At 41.2% G+C, this 14062-nt stretch carries 15 protein-coding genes; 12 read left to right on the top strand and 3 right to left on the bottom strand.

Annotated elements, in window-relative coordinates:
- The first annotated feature begins 40 nt into the window (after window positions 1-40).
- From trpS to kdsB, 3 genes are all read left to right on the top strand, one after another.
- A complete protein-coding gene (gene trpS / locus BDE36_RS15360) occupies window positions 41-1036 on the top strand; it encodes a tryptophan--tRNA ligase (protein WP_128767799.1) in 996 nt (331 codons plus the stop codon).
- A gap of 74 nt (window positions 1037-1110) precedes the next feature.
- The gene (locus BDE36_RS15365; protein WP_141815579.1) at window positions 1111-1725 is read left to right on the top strand and encodes a deoxynucleoside kinase; all 615 of its coding nucleotides are present in this window, start codon (window positions 1111-1113) and stop codon (window positions 1723-1725) included.
- Window positions 1726-1756: 31 nt separating this feature from the next.
- On the top strand, window positions 1757-2548 hold the full coding sequence (gene kdsB, locus BDE36_RS15370) for a 3-deoxy-manno-octulosonate cytidylyltransferase (protein ID WP_141815580.1): 792 nt from the start codon (window positions 1757-1759) through the stop codon (window positions 2546-2548).
- Between the two features lie 330 nt (window positions 2549-2878).
- Here the strand turns inward: kdsB and BDE36_RS15375 are convergent, their stop codons facing one another.
- Entirely contained in the window at window positions 2879-3214 is a 336-nt protein-coding gene (locus BDE36_RS15375) for an OmpH/Skp family outer membrane protein (protein ID WP_128767687.1), read from the bottom strand.
- A gap of 144 nt (window positions 3215-3358) precedes the next feature.
- Here BDE36_RS15375 and purU point away from each other — a divergent pair, with 144 nt between their 5' ends.
- The 5 genes from purU to BDE36_RS15400 all read left to right on the top strand — a co-directional run bounded on the left by purU (window position 3359) and on the right by BDE36_RS15400 (window position 7686).
- Complete coding sequence (gene purU, locus BDE36_RS15380) at window positions 3359-4198, top strand: formyltetrahydrofolate deformylase (RefSeq protein WP_141815581.1); 840 nt, start codon at window positions 3359-3361, stop codon at window positions 4196-4198.
- 112 nt (window positions 4199-4310) lie between these two features.
- Window positions 4311-4922, top strand: coding sequence for a hypothetical protein (locus BDE36_RS15385; RefSeq protein WP_141815582.1), 612 nt, complete (start codon window positions 4311-4313; stop codon window positions 4920-4922).
- 98 nt (window positions 4923-5020) lie between these two features.
- Window positions 5021-6205, top strand: a complete 1185-nt coding sequence (pncB, locus tag BDE36_RS15390; protein ID WP_141815583.1) for a nicotinate phosphoribosyltransferase — start codon at window positions 5021-5023, stop codon at window positions 6203-6205.
- A gap of 245 nt (window positions 6206-6450) precedes the next feature.
- The gene (locus tag BDE36_RS15395) at window positions 6451-6678 is read left to right on the top strand and encodes a hypothetical protein (protein ID WP_128767703.1); all 228 of its coding nucleotides are present in this window, start codon (window positions 6451-6453) and stop codon (window positions 6676-6678) included.
- A gap of 42 nt (window positions 6679-6720) precedes the next feature.
- A complete protein-coding gene (locus BDE36_RS15400) occupies window positions 6721-7686 on the top strand; it encodes a helix-turn-helix transcriptional regulator (RefSeq protein ID WP_141815584.1) in 966 nt (321 codons plus the stop codon).
- A 47-nt stretch (window positions 7687-7733) separates the two neighbouring features.
- Here the strand turns inward: BDE36_RS15400 and BDE36_RS15405 are convergent, their stop codons facing one another.
- Both BDE36_RS15405 and BDE36_RS15410 read right to left on the bottom strand, forming a co-directional pair.
- On the bottom strand, window positions 7734-8519 hold the full coding sequence (locus BDE36_RS15405; RefSeq protein ID WP_141815585.1) for a DUF4249 domain-containing protein: 786 nt from the start codon (window positions 8517-8519) through the stop codon (window positions 7734-7736).
- 2 nt (window positions 8520-8521) lie between these two features.
- A complete protein-coding gene (locus BDE36_RS15410; protein WP_141815586.1) occupies window positions 8522-10882 on the bottom strand; it encodes a TonB-dependent receptor in 2361 nt (786 codons plus the stop codon).
- Window positions 10883-11119: 237 nt separating this feature from the next.
- On the opposite strand from BDE36_RS15410, the gene BDE36_RS15415 reads away from it, so the two are divergent.
- The 4 genes from BDE36_RS15415 to BDE36_RS15430 all read left to right on the top strand — a co-directional run bounded on the left by BDE36_RS15415 (window position 11120) and on the right by BDE36_RS15430 (window position 14041).
- Window positions 11120-11458: a hypothetical protein gene (locus BDE36_RS15415; protein ID WP_141815587.1), complete on the top strand. Its 339-nt coding sequence runs from the start codon at window positions 11120-11122 to the stop codon at window positions 11456-11458.
- A gap of 83 nt (window positions 11459-11541) precedes the next feature.
- The gene (locus BDE36_RS15420; RefSeq protein ID WP_141815588.1) at window positions 11542-11925 is read left to right on the top strand and encodes a hypothetical protein; all 384 of its coding nucleotides are present in this window, start codon (window positions 11542-11544) and stop codon (window positions 11923-11925) included.
- A gap of 43 nt (window positions 11926-11968) precedes the next feature.
- The gene (locus tag BDE36_RS15425) at window positions 11969-12562 is read left to right on the top strand and encodes a penicillin-binding protein activator LpoB (RefSeq protein WP_128767709.1); all 594 of its coding nucleotides are present in this window, start codon (window positions 11969-11971) and stop codon (window positions 12560-12562) included.
- Window positions 12563-12577: 15 nt separating this feature from the next.
- The gene (locus BDE36_RS15430) at window positions 12578-14041 is read left to right on the top strand and encodes a COG3014 family protein (RefSeq protein ID WP_235904283.1); all 1464 of its coding nucleotides are present in this window, start codon (window positions 12578-12580) and stop codon (window positions 14039-14041) included.
- Window positions 14042-14062 lie beyond the last annotated feature (21 nt).

Genomic DNA, 14062 nt, shown 5'->3' on the forward strand with positions numbered 1-14062 from the left:
ATAAATGAAAAATATAAAAATTCCTTACTTTCGTCCAGTTATGGAAACAGTTGTAAGCGGTATACGAAGTACCGGAAAACTACATTTAGGTAATTACTACGGAGCAGTTAAAAGCTTCATAAAGATGCAGCATGAATATAACTGCTTTTTTTTTATTGCAGATTATCATTCTTTAACCACACACCCTACTCCGGCAGACCTTCACGGCAATGTAAAACAGGTTTTGGTAGAATACCTGGCGGCAGGAATAGATCCGGAGAAAGCTACTATCTATGTCCAGTCGGACATTCCTGAAATTCCCGAATTATATTTATTTTTAAATATGAACGCTTATATGGGCGAGCTCGAAAGAAGCACTTCGTTTAAAGATAAAGTGCGGGCAAATCCAAATAACGTAAACGCAGGGCTGCTCACTTACCCTGTATTGATGGCAGCGGACATTATCATTCATAAAGCCACAAAAGTACCTGTAGGAAAAGACCAGGAGCAGCATCTTGAAATGGCCCGTACTTTTGGGAACCGGTTTAACAGAATGTATGGTCACGATTATTTCCCCGAACCATATGCCTTCAGTTTTACTGAAAAGCTGGTAAAGATCCCCGGGCTCGATGGCAAAGGTAAAATGGGTAAGTCAGAGGGTGAGAATAATGCTGTTTATCTTTCAGACAGTCCTGAAATAATACGAAAAAAAGTAATGAAGGCGGTTACTGATAGCGGTCCCACCGCAGAGTTTCAGGAAAAGCCCGATTTCATTCAAAACCTGTTTGATCTCATGAAAGTCGTTTCTTCAGAAGACACCTATCAGCACTTCGATGAGCTCTATAATAAATGCCAGATAAGGTATGGCGATTTGAAAAAACAGCTTGCTGAAGACATGATTGTGGCAACAAATCCCGTACGGGAGCGTATCAACGATATTGCATCTGATACCGTGTACTTAAGAAAGGTTGCACAGCTCGGGGCTGAGAAGGCCAGGGCAAGCGCATCAAAAACGCTTCAGGAAGTAAGGGAGATTATTGGATTTAAGCATTTTTAACTGATTGAGGGCAGTATCCGGACTTAGGTTAAGCTGTTCAGTGCCTGCTAGTTTTAATTTTAATTTATTGTAAAATGCACATTGCCGTCGTAGGAAATATCGGAGCCGGAAAAACAACATTAACGGAATTACTGTCAAAGCACCTTGGGTGGGAACCTCACTATGAAGCAGTAGATAACAACCCTTATCTGGAAGACTTTTATAGTGACATGAAGCGATGGAGCTTTAACTTACAGATATATTTTCTAAACAGTCGTTTTAACCAAATTAAAGAGATCCAGAAGCAGGAGCTGAATATTATACAAGACCGCACTATTTACGAGGACGCTTACATATTTGCCGAAAATTTACATGAGATGGGATTGATGACAACCCGTGATTATGAAAATTACAGGGCAATATTTGATAATATGACGTCGTTCATTCACGCCCCCGATCTTCTCATTTATCTGAAAGCTTCGGTTCCTACGCTTGTAAATAATATCCAGCGGCGGGGTCGTGAGTATGAAGCGGGTATCCGGCTCGACTATCTTTCTAAGCTGAACGACAAATACAAAAAGTGGATTGATAATTACAAAGAAGGTAAATTGCTGATCCTCGACAAAGACAAGCTCGATTTTGCCAATAATCCTGAAGATCTCGGCTTTATAATTGACAGTATAGAGCGCGAATTGTACGGGCTTTTCTAGATCGTCTTTAATAAAAGTTTTACAGTAAAATATGGACACAAATAGTCATGCCTCTGCTGAAGTGCAGAATAACTTAACCAGGATACTGGGTATTATTCCGGCACGCTTTGCTTCGACCCGTTTTCCTGGTAAACCGTTGATTGACATTAACGGAAAAAGCATGATACAGCGCGTTTACGAAAGAGCATTGCAGTCGTTAAAGCTGGATGAGGTTGTAGTTGCAACGGATGACGAACGTATTCTGGTGCATGTAAATGATTTTGGGGGACGGGCTATTCTTACGTCGCAAGCTCACCAAAGCGGTACCGACAGGTGCGCTGAAGCAGCAGATAAGTTACCGGGATTTGATATTATCATCAACATACAGGGAGATGAACCTTATATCGATAGCCGGCAGATAGATCTTCTTGCAAGTTGCTTTGCCGACAGCGAAACGAAGCTGGCAACACTTGTAAAAAATATCACAACGGCTGAAGAATTAAATAATCCTAATTCGCCTAAGGTTGTATTAAATAAAAACTACGAAGCCCTGTATTTCAGCAGAGCAGCAATTCCATATATGCGCGGTAAGGGAAATGAGGATTGGGTTAATGAACATACTTTTTATAAGCATATCGGGATTTATGGCTATCGCAGGGATACCTTGCAAGCTATAACGAAGCTTCCGGTGTCACTCCTTGAGAAAGCAGAGTCGCTTGAGCAGCTTAGATGGATTGAGAACGGATATAAAATTAAAGTAGCCGTTACGGATATTGAAACCAAAGCAATTGATACGCCTGCAGATCTCGAAAACATCTTAAAAGATTCAGGCCAGGGCTTATAATTTAATGTTTAAATACCTTTTCGGGTTAACAAGGTATTTCTCCCAGCGGGTGCTGTCCATTCAATGAAATTTTTCAGGGGCCCCTGGTAAGGGCGTTCAATAATTACAAAGTTGGATAGTAATCAAGAAACAGAAGAAGCCGCTTTCTGCGGCTTCTAAAATAGGTTTCAGTTTACGACTTAACACCGGACAAATGCAGACGGCTGCTGTACATTCCGGATTTTGTATGGTCGTGAGTTTGGTTTGATGAGCTCAGTGTTTTTCAGGCATGATGTACTAAACCTGCATAGAAACTATACAGGCTTATAGGCAGACTTTAAATAACACGATTTAAAGGATCAAAATCAACACAAGAATAATAATGATGATCGCTCCTACTGAAAGATAAACACCTCCTCCGGTCATTGCACGTGCGGCGTTTTTCATCTCTTTTAATTCTTTTCTCAGTTCCTTACGTTCCTGGCGGCTCAGGTGCGACTTGTCCATCGCCTTAATTTCTTCAACTCTTCTTTTAATCTCTGCCACACGCTGCGCTTTTTGTTCTTCTGTCAACGTTACTTCTGTTTTTAGTTCCTTCCCGACTTTTTCAGTAGCCTGAACAGAACCAGATGATACACCCAGCATAAGAGCAGTGGCGAGAGAAAGCGTATAAATTATTTTTTTCATACTTAAAAGTTTTAATATTTCCCTTCTAACAATAAACTATGAGGAAGGTTTGTTGTGGTCGTTATTTAGGACAAAAATGCGGTCCGAAATAAAAAGCTAAAAGCAAATAGTTGACGACTGGCCGCTTAAACTTATCTTTAGGCCATGAATAAATCACTAATACTCATCCAGTGCAGAGATGAAGTAGGTTTGGTTGCTTTAATATCCGGAGTTTTAGCACATCATCATCTAAACATCACAGCAATGCGGGAATTTGTGGATGAAACGTCAAATCACTTCTTTGCCCGGATAGACTGTGTGGGAGCAGTACCCGAAGAAAAGCTGTTGTACGCTGCATTACGGGAGAAATTACCAGAACTTTCAGAGGTTGTTATCAATCCAAATCCGGAAAAACGCATAGCTATACTGGTTACAAAAGAATATCATTGCCTGGCCGACTCTCTGGTACGTAACCATTTCAACACCCTGGGAGCAAAAGTATGTTGTGTTGCAGGAAACTATGACCATCTTGAGTCGTTCACAAAAGGCTTCAATGTGCCGTTTCATCATGTAGATCATCAAAATAAATCAAAAGAGGAGTTTGAGAAAGAACTGCTCGACGTGCTTACACCCTATAAGCCAGACTATGTAATACTTGCAAAATTCATGCGGATACTATCTCCTGAATTTGTTGACAGGTTCCGGGGAAGGATTATCAATATCCACCACTCTTTTCTACCCGCCTTTATTGGAGCCAGTCCCTACCGGCAGGCATTTGAACGGGGTGTAAAACTCATAGGCGCGACAGCGCACTTTGTAACAAGCGACCTTGACGAAGGACCTATAATCATGCAAAGAACCATACCTGTAAATCATACATTTGGGGTTGCAGAGATGGTTAAGGCTGGTAAAGAAATTGAAAAAGCGGTATTAAGCAGGGCAATGCAACTCGTTTTTGAAGACAGGGTTTTTATTAATGGAAATAAGACCATCATTTTTGAGTAGAATAATGCTAATACTTCAATAGGCTATTTAACGAGCGCTAAAGTATACTTCCGTAAATCTTTTAAAACTTTTCTTTTTCCAACAGTCTTATTAAACTAAATACAGATCTATTATGGAAAATGATAAAAGAATAATACCTGGCAATGAAGAAGGTATAAAAACAGATACGGAATCGACGATAACATTGGAAAACGAAGCGGAAGCTAAACAGCATTTCCAGGTGGTTAAACGCAGACTATTAAACGTTTCGGGCTGGAAAGAAATCAGCAAAGCAGGTTCATCAGGATTTCAGTTAATAGATAACACCGGCGCGGAAGTGAACAGGCCAGCGCGAGAAGGTGATTATTTCAAAATAAATCTTCCTGCTCCGTCTACAGATAGCGGCGAAGGTTATGACTGGGTCCATATTGAGAAAATCGAAGAACAAGATGAACCTTCACAGCAGATGGAAGCAACTGCGATAAAAGTAAAGCCCTCTGGCAATCCCCAGAACAGCAGCCCTGACGTCTCCCACTTTTTTGAAGATAAAGCAAGCAGTACTTTTCGTGTAAAACGTGAGGGTTGTACAATCACAGCATCGGTACATGGTCGAAACGAAGCGCCTAATACTGAATCAGAAAACTTTTCTGATAAAATAAGAAATGCGATGGTTGCCATTGGTGCAATGCTTGGTTTTTCCAAAGCTCAATGGAAAAGTCTTGTAGAGGGTTTGATAAAAAAATAGAACGAAAAATCCGTCCGTGCTGCATGCAGGATAATTTTTAATATCTTGTACTAAATAATGTAATAAGTGAACACAAGTATGGGTTTGCTAACGCAAATATGAAAGAAACTGAAACCACATTTCTTCCTTCATTATTAGATAACGATTTCTATAAATTCACAATGCAGCATGGCGTAATAAAACTATTTCCCCATGCAAAAGCAAAATACCAGTTCATAAACAGGGGAAAGCATCTTTTTCCTGAGGGCTTTGCTACAGCCCTGCAGAATGCCGTAAATAGCATGGCTAATCTGCGTTTAACAGCGAATGAGAAGCAATATCTTGCTGCGACCTGCCCATATCTTGATCCTACTTATCTGGATTTCCTTCAAGGCTATCGTTACAACCCTGATGAGGTAAAAATTGAACAACATGGGACCGACTTATCGGTCAATGTAGAAGGACTATGGTACCGTACGATACTATGGGAAGTTCCACTGATGGCGATGATCTGCGAATTGTATTATCAGCTTAAACATCTTCAGCATATAAGCAATGAAGAGATCACCGCAATAAACAAAGAGAAGATCGAAAAATATGGCCTTCTTGGAGTAACGATCGCTGAGTTTGGCACGCGACGCAGGCATTCATATGCAGTGCATAGCCTGGTGGTTGAAGCTCTGAAAGAGTACGGAGGAAACACATTCGTGGGTACGAGTAATGTTCATCTGGCTATGAAGTATAACACAAAGCCAATAGGTACTCATGCACATGAGTGGTTTATGTTTCACGCCGCTAAATACGGTTTCAAAATGGCCAACTCTCTTGGCTTGGAACATTGGACAAACGTATACCGCGGAGACCTTGGCATCGCGCTTTCCGACACCTACACGACGGATATATTCTTCGAACAGTTTGACAAGAAGTTTTCAAAGTTATTTGATGGAGTTCGTCATGACAGCGGTGATCCGGTTGTATTTGCAGAAAAAACAATCGCGCATTATAAAAGCATGGGCATCGATCCTATGTCTAAAACCATTATTTTTTCAGATGCACTAAACTATGATAAGGTAGCGCATATTACAGAATTTTGCAGGGGTAAAATAGGAATGTCATTTGGTATTGGAACAAACTTCACGAACGATGTGGGCGTAACACCACTAAATATTGTGATTAAGATGACTGAAGCGTTTCCGGAAAATCAACCATGGATTCCTGTGGTGAAGCTCTCCGATGAGCGCGGAAAGTATACCGGCGATCAAAAGATGATACATTTGGCGAAAGAGATACTGGAGATAAAATGAGTAGCTCACCGCCGTACATCCTATGTCGTTACCAACATATACCCTCGGCTCACTTACAAAAACAACAGGAAGTCCTATAAATCACATCCCATTTGAATAGCAGGTCTATTGTATCAGGAGCCATATCAGGCAGTATAAAATGTTGAAAACGGCCTTGTTTTTCAGAATCAATTAAAAATACAGGTTTTGATAAACAATTCGCAAGAAACAAGGTTAATTTCACAAACCTTTTAAACTACGTTATTATGTCAAAATCGAAAAACGAAAGCAACGGTGGTATCACTGCATATTCTGTTAAGACCAAAACGAAAAATGTTCCGATGATCGATCCGGTCATTGATATAAAATCAGGCCGCTATATCGCAACAGGAAAGGATAGCGAAGGCAATAAAATGGCCGCAATTTTAGGAAAAGCTAAAGCCGAAGAGCATATCAAAAACGGAGACGCTAAAAAAGGCACAGGTTGGGATTAAGACACTTTTTCCTTTCATCCTTTTTTACCAGATTTGCTGTCGATGAATCGCATAGATCGCCTGTCAGCAATTCTTATACAATTACAATCCCGGAGGGTTGTAAAAGCAATTGATATTGCAGAACGGTTTAACATCAGTTTACGAACGGTATACCGTGATGTTAAGGCCCTGGAAGAAGCAGGTATCCCGATCATTGGGGAAGCAGGTGTTGGATATTCGCTAATGGAAGGGTATCGGCTTCCTCCAATTATGTTTACCAGAGAGGAAGCCACAGCATTGCTTACTGCCGAAAAATTGGTAGAAAAGCTCACAGACGCCTCGAACGGAGCTATTTACAAGTCCGCGATGTATAAGATCAAAGCGGTGCTGCGCAAGCCTGAAAAAGACTTACTTGAAAACCTTGACAGCTACATAGAAGTGCTGCAAACGCGGCCACAAAAACAAGCTAGTCAGCCCGGACTTAACATTCTTCAGACAATATTAAAAGCTATAAATGATAAACGGGTAGTTGACATATGCTATTTTGCGCATTATAAACAAGAAAGCACTAATCGCCAGATTGAGCCTATCGGTGTTTTTTATCTCGATAATTATTGGCATCTGGTTGCTTTCTGTCATATGAGAGAGGACTATCGTGATTTTCGAATGGACCGCATAAGAAGCTTATCGTTAACAAACGAGCCATATCAGCATCAGCATATTTCATTAAAAGAATATACAGAGCAAGAATATAAATGCCGCGATTTACTGTCTGTAGTCATTAGAGTAAATAAAAAAGCCGCCCGGCATCTGGCAGAACAAAAATATTATAACGGCTTTATATCCGAAACCGAGAAGGATGATAGTATTGAGATGTCATTTCTTACTGCTTTTCCTGAAGGCTTTGCAAGATGGTTTCTGATGTTTGCCGATGAAGCCGTACTGGTTGAACCCGTCTCTTTAAAGAACCGGATTGAAGAGATACTCTCAGTTATTTCTGTAAAGCTTCGAAGTCCTCAGTTAACTTGAACCTATTCAACGCGTGTTTCTTTAAATTTCACTACAGAGGTTCCGAATTAGCCTGTAGCATCATTCGATGATGCTTTTATTTTCTTTATGTTACTCCGGGCGTTAATGAAGGGGGCAGCAAAAATTTGCGCATTATGCAGCTGGCTCCTTATATCGCGCCAGAAGAGGTATGCCTGTTCGTTTAACGACCACACTTCGGCTCTGATAAGATCGCCTCTTACATAAGGGCTGTCAATATTCAGCTCGAGATTTTTTATATAATATCCGTCGGCATATTCATCAGAAAAGAGGTTCAGGTCATCCGACTTATTTTGATAAACGCCATTCTTATATAGTTTTATTTGCGCATAGTCGCCCTTCCCTTCTGATTCCTGAGCGCAGATTAATGGATAATACCCGGCATTCTTATAGATCAGGGATTTATCCTGGTACTTATATAGAACGGTATCCGGGTTGAAGGCCAGACGCGGCACTGTAGAGACCGCTTCATAAGAGCCATCTTTTGTATCGATGCTCAAAGTGTAAGTCCGGCCGGTTATTGCCCTGATCTGAGTAAAAGAATACCGCCCGGGTGCCTGTTCTTTGAGTAGCTCTTTATGATTTTCATTATCACTGAGGATCACATGAGCGCCTTCTAAAGGCTGATAACCCGTCGAATCAGAAATACCCCTGGTATAATAAAGTTTGACAACCTGCGTTTCGCGCTTATTTGTAAGCCATCCTTCTACCACCAGGACAGGTTTACCACCAGCGACTTCTATATCAATTACATCCTGGCAGGAAAGAGCCAGAAACGATACAATTAACAGAAGTAAAGAAAGCCAGAGCTTCATGATTAAAATTTAAAATTCCAGGTTACAGAAGGAATAACAGTCCCAAACATGGCAAAACGTACAGCTTCAAAATCAGACGGTTGTTGGTTATTTTGCCTAAGATATACAGAAAAAGCATTCCGCCGGTTCAGCACATTAAAAAGTGATACCACCCATTCACTGTAATATCTTTTGCCCCGGGGGGCCTTACGCCTGAACGTAGCCGACAAGTCCACCCGTTTATACGACGGTATCCGGTAGTTATTCCTGTAATTGCCGGAATTAAATTGAACGGGATAACCCTGTACTTCAAAGCGGTCAGCGGGCAATGTCACCGGAGTTCCTGAAGCATAACTATAAGTGCCTGAAAACACTACAGATGGGTTTAACTGATATACAGCAACCATTGACAAAGAATGGGTTTTATCAAACTTGGCAGGAAAATACTGTCCGTTGTTAATCCCGTCGAATTTCCTTTCCGTGCGGCTTAAAGTGTAACTAAGCCATCCATTTAGTTTTCCAAAGTGTTTTTTTGCATACAACTCGGCCCCATAAGCCCTCCCCTTACCAAATAACATATCGGCAGCCGGATTTTCGTTCATTACTGTTTCTGCGCCATCTATAAAATCAATCTGATTGTTTAGCCTCCGGTAATACACCTCGACAGACGTTTCGTATCTGTTTTCATTAAAGGTTCTGAAATATCCAGCCGAGAACTGATCTGCCGTTTCCGGCTTTATATTATAAGAGCTTGGGGCCCACATATCCAACGGACTTACTGACATGGTGTTCGACATTAGATGAAGATCCTGCGCTGTACGGTTGTACGAGATCTTCAACGACGCGTATCTGCCGGCCTGCAGTTTGAGAGATATCCGCGGCTGAAGATAGTGATATGTCTTTATATTATCCCAGTCCTTGAATACCCGTGGATCTACAGGCTCCTTTCGCTCTCCGGGCAGCCCCCGATAGTCGTAAACCGTCGTTTCCCCGTCTGCAATACTTTGAAATATCGAGTACCGTAATCCGTATTCTACAGCAAAAACCTCCGAAAATTGAATCTCATGGTCGCCATAAAAATTAAGCGCCGCTGATCTTTGACCAGGCATCTCTACCAGCCTGAAAATTGACTCATCGCCCACCGGTTCGGCTTTGCCGGGAATAAATTGGTGAAATGTCCCTTCGACTCCCATAAAGACCGTATTCTCTATATTGGGGTACCAGTTGAATCCGCTCTTCAGAATATAATCGTTGATACCAGCATTCCAGACAAAACTATTTGAAGGGCTATTTTCCGAGCCGAGACTATATTTATATTCGGAATAGATTACACTTGTGTTTAGAAAGAGCTTTGGATTAAACACATGATTCCATCGCAAAGCACCGGTACCGTTTCCCCAATTGAGCTTAAATATCGTATTCGCCTTTATTTTATCCCTTCCGAAATAGGCTGAAACAAAAAGCTTGTCGCGTTCTGATATGCTCAGGTTAAATTTCGCGCTCAGATCGTAAAAATAAATAGAGTTATTTTTGATATCCGGATCGGAGGACTGCCTTGTAATTAAGTCGGTATATGAACGTCTGGCGCTCACAATCATCGAGCTTTTATTCTGAATGACAGGCCCTTCTAAGGTGATCCTGCTCGCTATCAGCCCCAAACCTCCGGTCACGCCCCACTCCTTGTCGTTTCCGTCCTTTAATCGTGTATCCAGTACGGAAGATAAACGGCCACCGAATCGGGCAGGCATCTCCGTTTTATAAAGGCTGGCGTCTTTCACAGCGTCCGGATTTGCTACGGAAAAAAGGTTGAACAGATGAGAGGTAAAATACAGCGGAGCTTCATCCTGCATTACAAGATTCTGGTCAATTCCTCCACCTCTTACATTGAATCCCGAAGCACCGTCGCCCACTGAGCTTACTCCGGGTAACAGTTGGAACGATCGTATAAGGTCCGCTTCCCCTAAAAATGACGGCAACAGTCTGACGGAGCCAATCGAAAGCGGTGAGGCATGAACAGGTTTGTTGATATTACGATCGGCTGGGATTGAACTTACCATAACCTCATTCATTAAAGTCATGGACATTGCTAAGGCAATGTTCAAAACAGTATCACTTTCCAGATGCAATCGTTCCTCCTTTCCTTCATATCCCAGATAATAAAAACGAAACCTGTATTCGCCTGCCGGAACAGTAAGAGAGAAAAAGCCGTATTCATTTGACAAGGCTTCCCCTCCTGATTCAACCACGCTAACCAACGTACCTGAAAGACTCTCACCGCTCTCTTTATCCTTAACATAGCCGTTTATGGTTACCTTTTTCTGCGCCGAGGCAGCGAATACAGTAAACAGCATTATCGTTAAAAACAAAGCCCTTAAGGTGTTCATACCATCGTTCTGGTAAAGATTAACGCTAATATAAATTTCTTTTCACTTCCAGCGCCATAATAAAAAAATCTTCAAAACAATGGCGGCGTTTCGATTGTATAAAAAACATCCCTTTGAACGAATGCCTGGATAACAGGAAGGTATTGATCAATACTGCGAATAAGTTTACAACAGGGGTTCTAATACAACGATATAATGATCCTGAACAATTAAAGGTATTGAACAGACCTAAAAAAGATGAATATAGAACAAAGGGTTGAGCAAAAAACTGCATTATTTTCGGAAGAGGCCCTGCATTCCCTGGAAAAGACGGTCAGTAATACGATAAAAGATAATTTTAAAGAAGAGCTCCCGGAATACGAGAGCGGTGCGGAATATTCCCTGGATTACAGAAATAAAAATGCCTTGTCTGAAAAAATAACCGTTCAGAAATACTGGCGTCTGATATTTGTTGTAGTGTTTATTCTGTCGAAATTCTTCCTTCTTTTAGCTGTTTATTTCTATATAAAATACAAAGATATCCAATTTGAAAACCAGCGGCTCCAATATCAGATCGAGACAGAGCGGCTACAATAAAATTTTCCCTAAAAAATTTAAAGATAGTGTAACTTTACAGCACGACGATTCGTCTATTTATATATAGTTTTGAGTATCGTACAATGAAATCACTATCGCTATATTTATTGTCATTATTGGCTATCCTGACACTGTCAGTGAAGGCTCAGCAAGCAAATCTTACCTCCGATCAAAATCCCAGGTATAAAGAAAGCCAGCAACAATATATGAAAAACGCTGATTCCCTTACCAAAAATCAGGGCACTACGGTTCAGCAAACCTATAAAGCTTACGATTGGTACGAAGCCCGCCTTGAAAGGAGACAGCAACACCGCGAATGGCGGCATCAGGAAAACCTCAATAATGGTTATTACTATAATAACTACTGGCAAGGTTACTATAATCCATATAACTGGAGAAGCTCGGGCTTTTATATACAACCGTCGTTGTATTTCCGATGGAACAACGGCAGAGGACACTGGAGATAAATCCTATGTTCCAAAGAATAATCTTTTATCACAAACACATCATATGAATCTTCTTAAAACATTTTGTATCGGCGGTCTTATGGCCTCTGCCCTGTTTATTTCTTCGTGTTCAAGAACAGTTACCCGTATTGATAACAACCAGCAAATTGATATTAGCGGAGGCTGGAATAACACCGACTCAAGAATGGTCGCTGAAGAAATGACTAATACCATTCTTAATGCCAGCTGGCTGAACGATCATTTAGAACAAAAAGCCGGAAAAAAGCCTGTTGTTATAGTTGGAATGGTACAAAACAAGACACATGAGCACATCGATGCCGAGACATTTACTAAAGATGTAGAACGCTCTTTTATCAGTTCGCAGAAAATCAGACTGGTTCAGGGCGGAAAGAAGCGTGAAGAACTGCGCGGTGAAAAAGCTGACCAGCAAACAAACGCTTCGGTTTCTACTATGAAAAAATTCGGGCTGGAAAACGGTGCTGACTATATTCTTCAGGGCTCTGTAAACTCTATCGTTGATGCCCATAAAAGAGAAAAAGTAGTTTCTTATCAAGTAAATCTTGAGCTTACCAATATCGAAAGCAACGAGGTTGTATGGATTGGCGACAAGAAAATAACTAAGTACGTTAAGAATTAATCATTATCATGGTGCATGGAACATTTTAGGCTGTTCCATGCATTATTCCCCACTATGGTCCAAGCACCTGCAAAATATCTTTGCTTAGTTATTTTTAGCGCCCTGTTACTTCTGACAAGCAGTTGTACCACTTACCACGAGCAGATTAAGAACTATTATTCAAGTATTTCTGAAGGGGATTATGCTAAAGCAAACATCGAACTCGAGAAAAGCAAGCTTCTGCAGAAAACAAGAAACAGGCTGCTATACCTCTTAGAGAAAGGCAGGACTACTCACGCACTGGCTCAATACGACACCAGTAACCACTATTTCAACCTTGCTGATAAATATATCGAAGAAGTCCGTACGGATGCAGGAGATGCTTTAGCAGGCACACTTGTTAATCCCATGATGCAAAAGTATAAAGGAGAGGATTTCGAGAAGATTATGATCCATTACTACAAGGCTTTGAATTACCTGTATCTCGGCAAGAGTGAAGAAGCCATTGTAGAAGCACGTCGAATCACCTTGCAAAATCAGCAGTTAAACGACAAGTTTAACGATAAAAACAACAGATATTCAAAAGATCCTTTTTCTTTCATGCTACAGGGACTCATTTACGAGTCGGCGGCAGATATCAATAACGCATTTATTGCTTACCGAAACGCTGCCGAGGCTTATTTAAACAGCGAGAATCAAGAGTATTATGGGATTAAAATGCCCGAACAGCTAAAGAAAGACGTTTTAAGGACAGCCTCGCAGAATGGCTTCAACGATGAGGTAGGACGCTTCGAGAAGCTGTTGAACATGAAATATGAGGTGCATAAAGATGCGGAAGGCGGTTCTCTCGTAGTCTTTTGGGAAAATGGTCTTGCCCCGGTGAAAGAACAACAAGACTTTTTCTTCAGCCTGACAAAGGGCACTTCGGGGTTTTACTTTGTTGACATGAATGGCAACAACATACCTTTTGATTCGGGAGTAAGTTTTAATGCCGATCACTTAGAGGCAGCCGATCTGAACAATTTCAGAGTAGCTTTCCCCAGATATGCTCCCCGCCCCCCTTTGTTTAAAATTGCCACCATCCAGACGAAACAAGACAGCGTTGTTGCTGAGAAGGCCGAAGATATTAACGAGCTGGCTATATCGACATTAAAACAGCGTTTTGTAAAAGAAGCCTCTCTTGCCTTAAGCCGGATGGCCGTTAAAAAGGCAGCACAGATGGTTATAAAGGGGAAGGACGACGATAACAAGAAGAACAAGGAGCTGCGCGAAGGCATCGCTGCAGCAATAGACCTTTATAGTTTATTTTCTGAAAAGGCCGACACCCGAAACTGGCAAACTCTTCCATCGTCTATCTATTATGCGCGCATCCCGCTTCAAAAAGGGAAAAATGACGTCAAAATATTTTTACGTGATGCCCATGGTAAAGAAGAAATAAAGAACTTCTCCGTGGAAGGAACCGGCAAAATAACGTTTTATAACTACGCATCGCTAAAATAGTCCGAAAGCAAACAAATATTC

It is taken from the genome of Arcticibacter tournemirensis, assembly GCF_006716645.1.
Lineage (GTDB): Bacteria > Bacteroidota > Bacteroidia > Sphingobacteriales > Sphingobacteriaceae > Arcticibacter > Arcticibacter tournemirensis.

Bases quoted from the DNA above. Each gene is read 5' to 3' on its own strand.
- purU (WP_141815581.1), top strand. From the start codon at position 3,359: ATGAATAAATCACTAATACTCATCCAGTGCAGAGATGAAGTAGGTTTG.
- kdsB (WP_141815580.1), top strand. From the start codon at position 1,757: ATGGACACAAATAGTCATGCCTCTGCTGAAGTGCAGAATAACTTAACC.
- BDE36_RS15365 (WP_141815579.1), top strand. From the start codon at position 1,111: ATGCACATTGCCGTCGTAGGAAATATCGGAGCCGGAAAAACAACATTA.
- BDE36_RS15410 (WP_141815586.1), bottom strand. From the start codon at position 10,882: ATGAACACCTTAAGGGCTTTGTTTTTAACGATAATGCTGTTTACTGTA.
- BDE36_RS15395 (WP_128767703.1), top strand. From the start codon at position 6,451: ATGTCAAAATCGAAAAACGAAAGCAACGGTGGTATCACTGCATATTCT.
- BDE36_RS15425 (WP_128767709.1), top strand. From the start codon at position 11,969: ATGAATCTTCTTAAAACATTTTGTATCGGCGGTCTTATGGCCTCTGCC.
- BDE36_RS15375 (WP_128767687.1), bottom strand. From the start codon at position 3,214: ATGAAAAAAATAATTTATACGCTTTCTCTCGCCACTGCTCTTATGCTG.
- BDE36_RS15420 (WP_141815588.1), top strand. From the start codon at position 11,542: ATGAAATCACTATCGCTATATTTATTGTCATTATTGGCTATCCTGACA.
- BDE36_RS15430 (WP_235904283.1), top strand. From the start codon at position 12,578: ATGGAACATTTTAGGCTGTTCCATGCATTATTCCCCACTATGGTCCAA.
- BDE36_RS15385 (WP_141815582.1), top strand. From the start codon at position 4,311: ATGGAAAATGATAAAAGAATAATACCTGGCAATGAAGAAGGTATAAAA.
- BDE36_RS15400 (WP_141815584.1), top strand. From the start codon at position 6,721: ATGAATCGCATAGATCGCCTGTCAGCAATTCTTATACAATTACAATCC.
- BDE36_RS15415 (WP_141815587.1), top strand. From the start codon at position 11,120: ATGAATATAGAACAAAGGGTTGAGCAAAAAACTGCATTATTTTCGGAA.
- BDE36_RS15405 (WP_141815585.1), bottom strand. From the start codon at position 8,519: ATGAAGCTCTGGCTTTCTTTACTTCTGTTAATTGTATCGTTTCTGGCT.
- trpS (WP_128767799.1), top strand. From the start codon at position 41: ATGGAAACAGTTGTAAGCGGTATACGAAGTACCGGAAAACTACATTTA.
- pncB (WP_141815583.1), top strand. From the start codon at position 5,021: ATGAAAGAAACTGAAACCACATTTCTTCCTTCATTATTAGATAACGAT.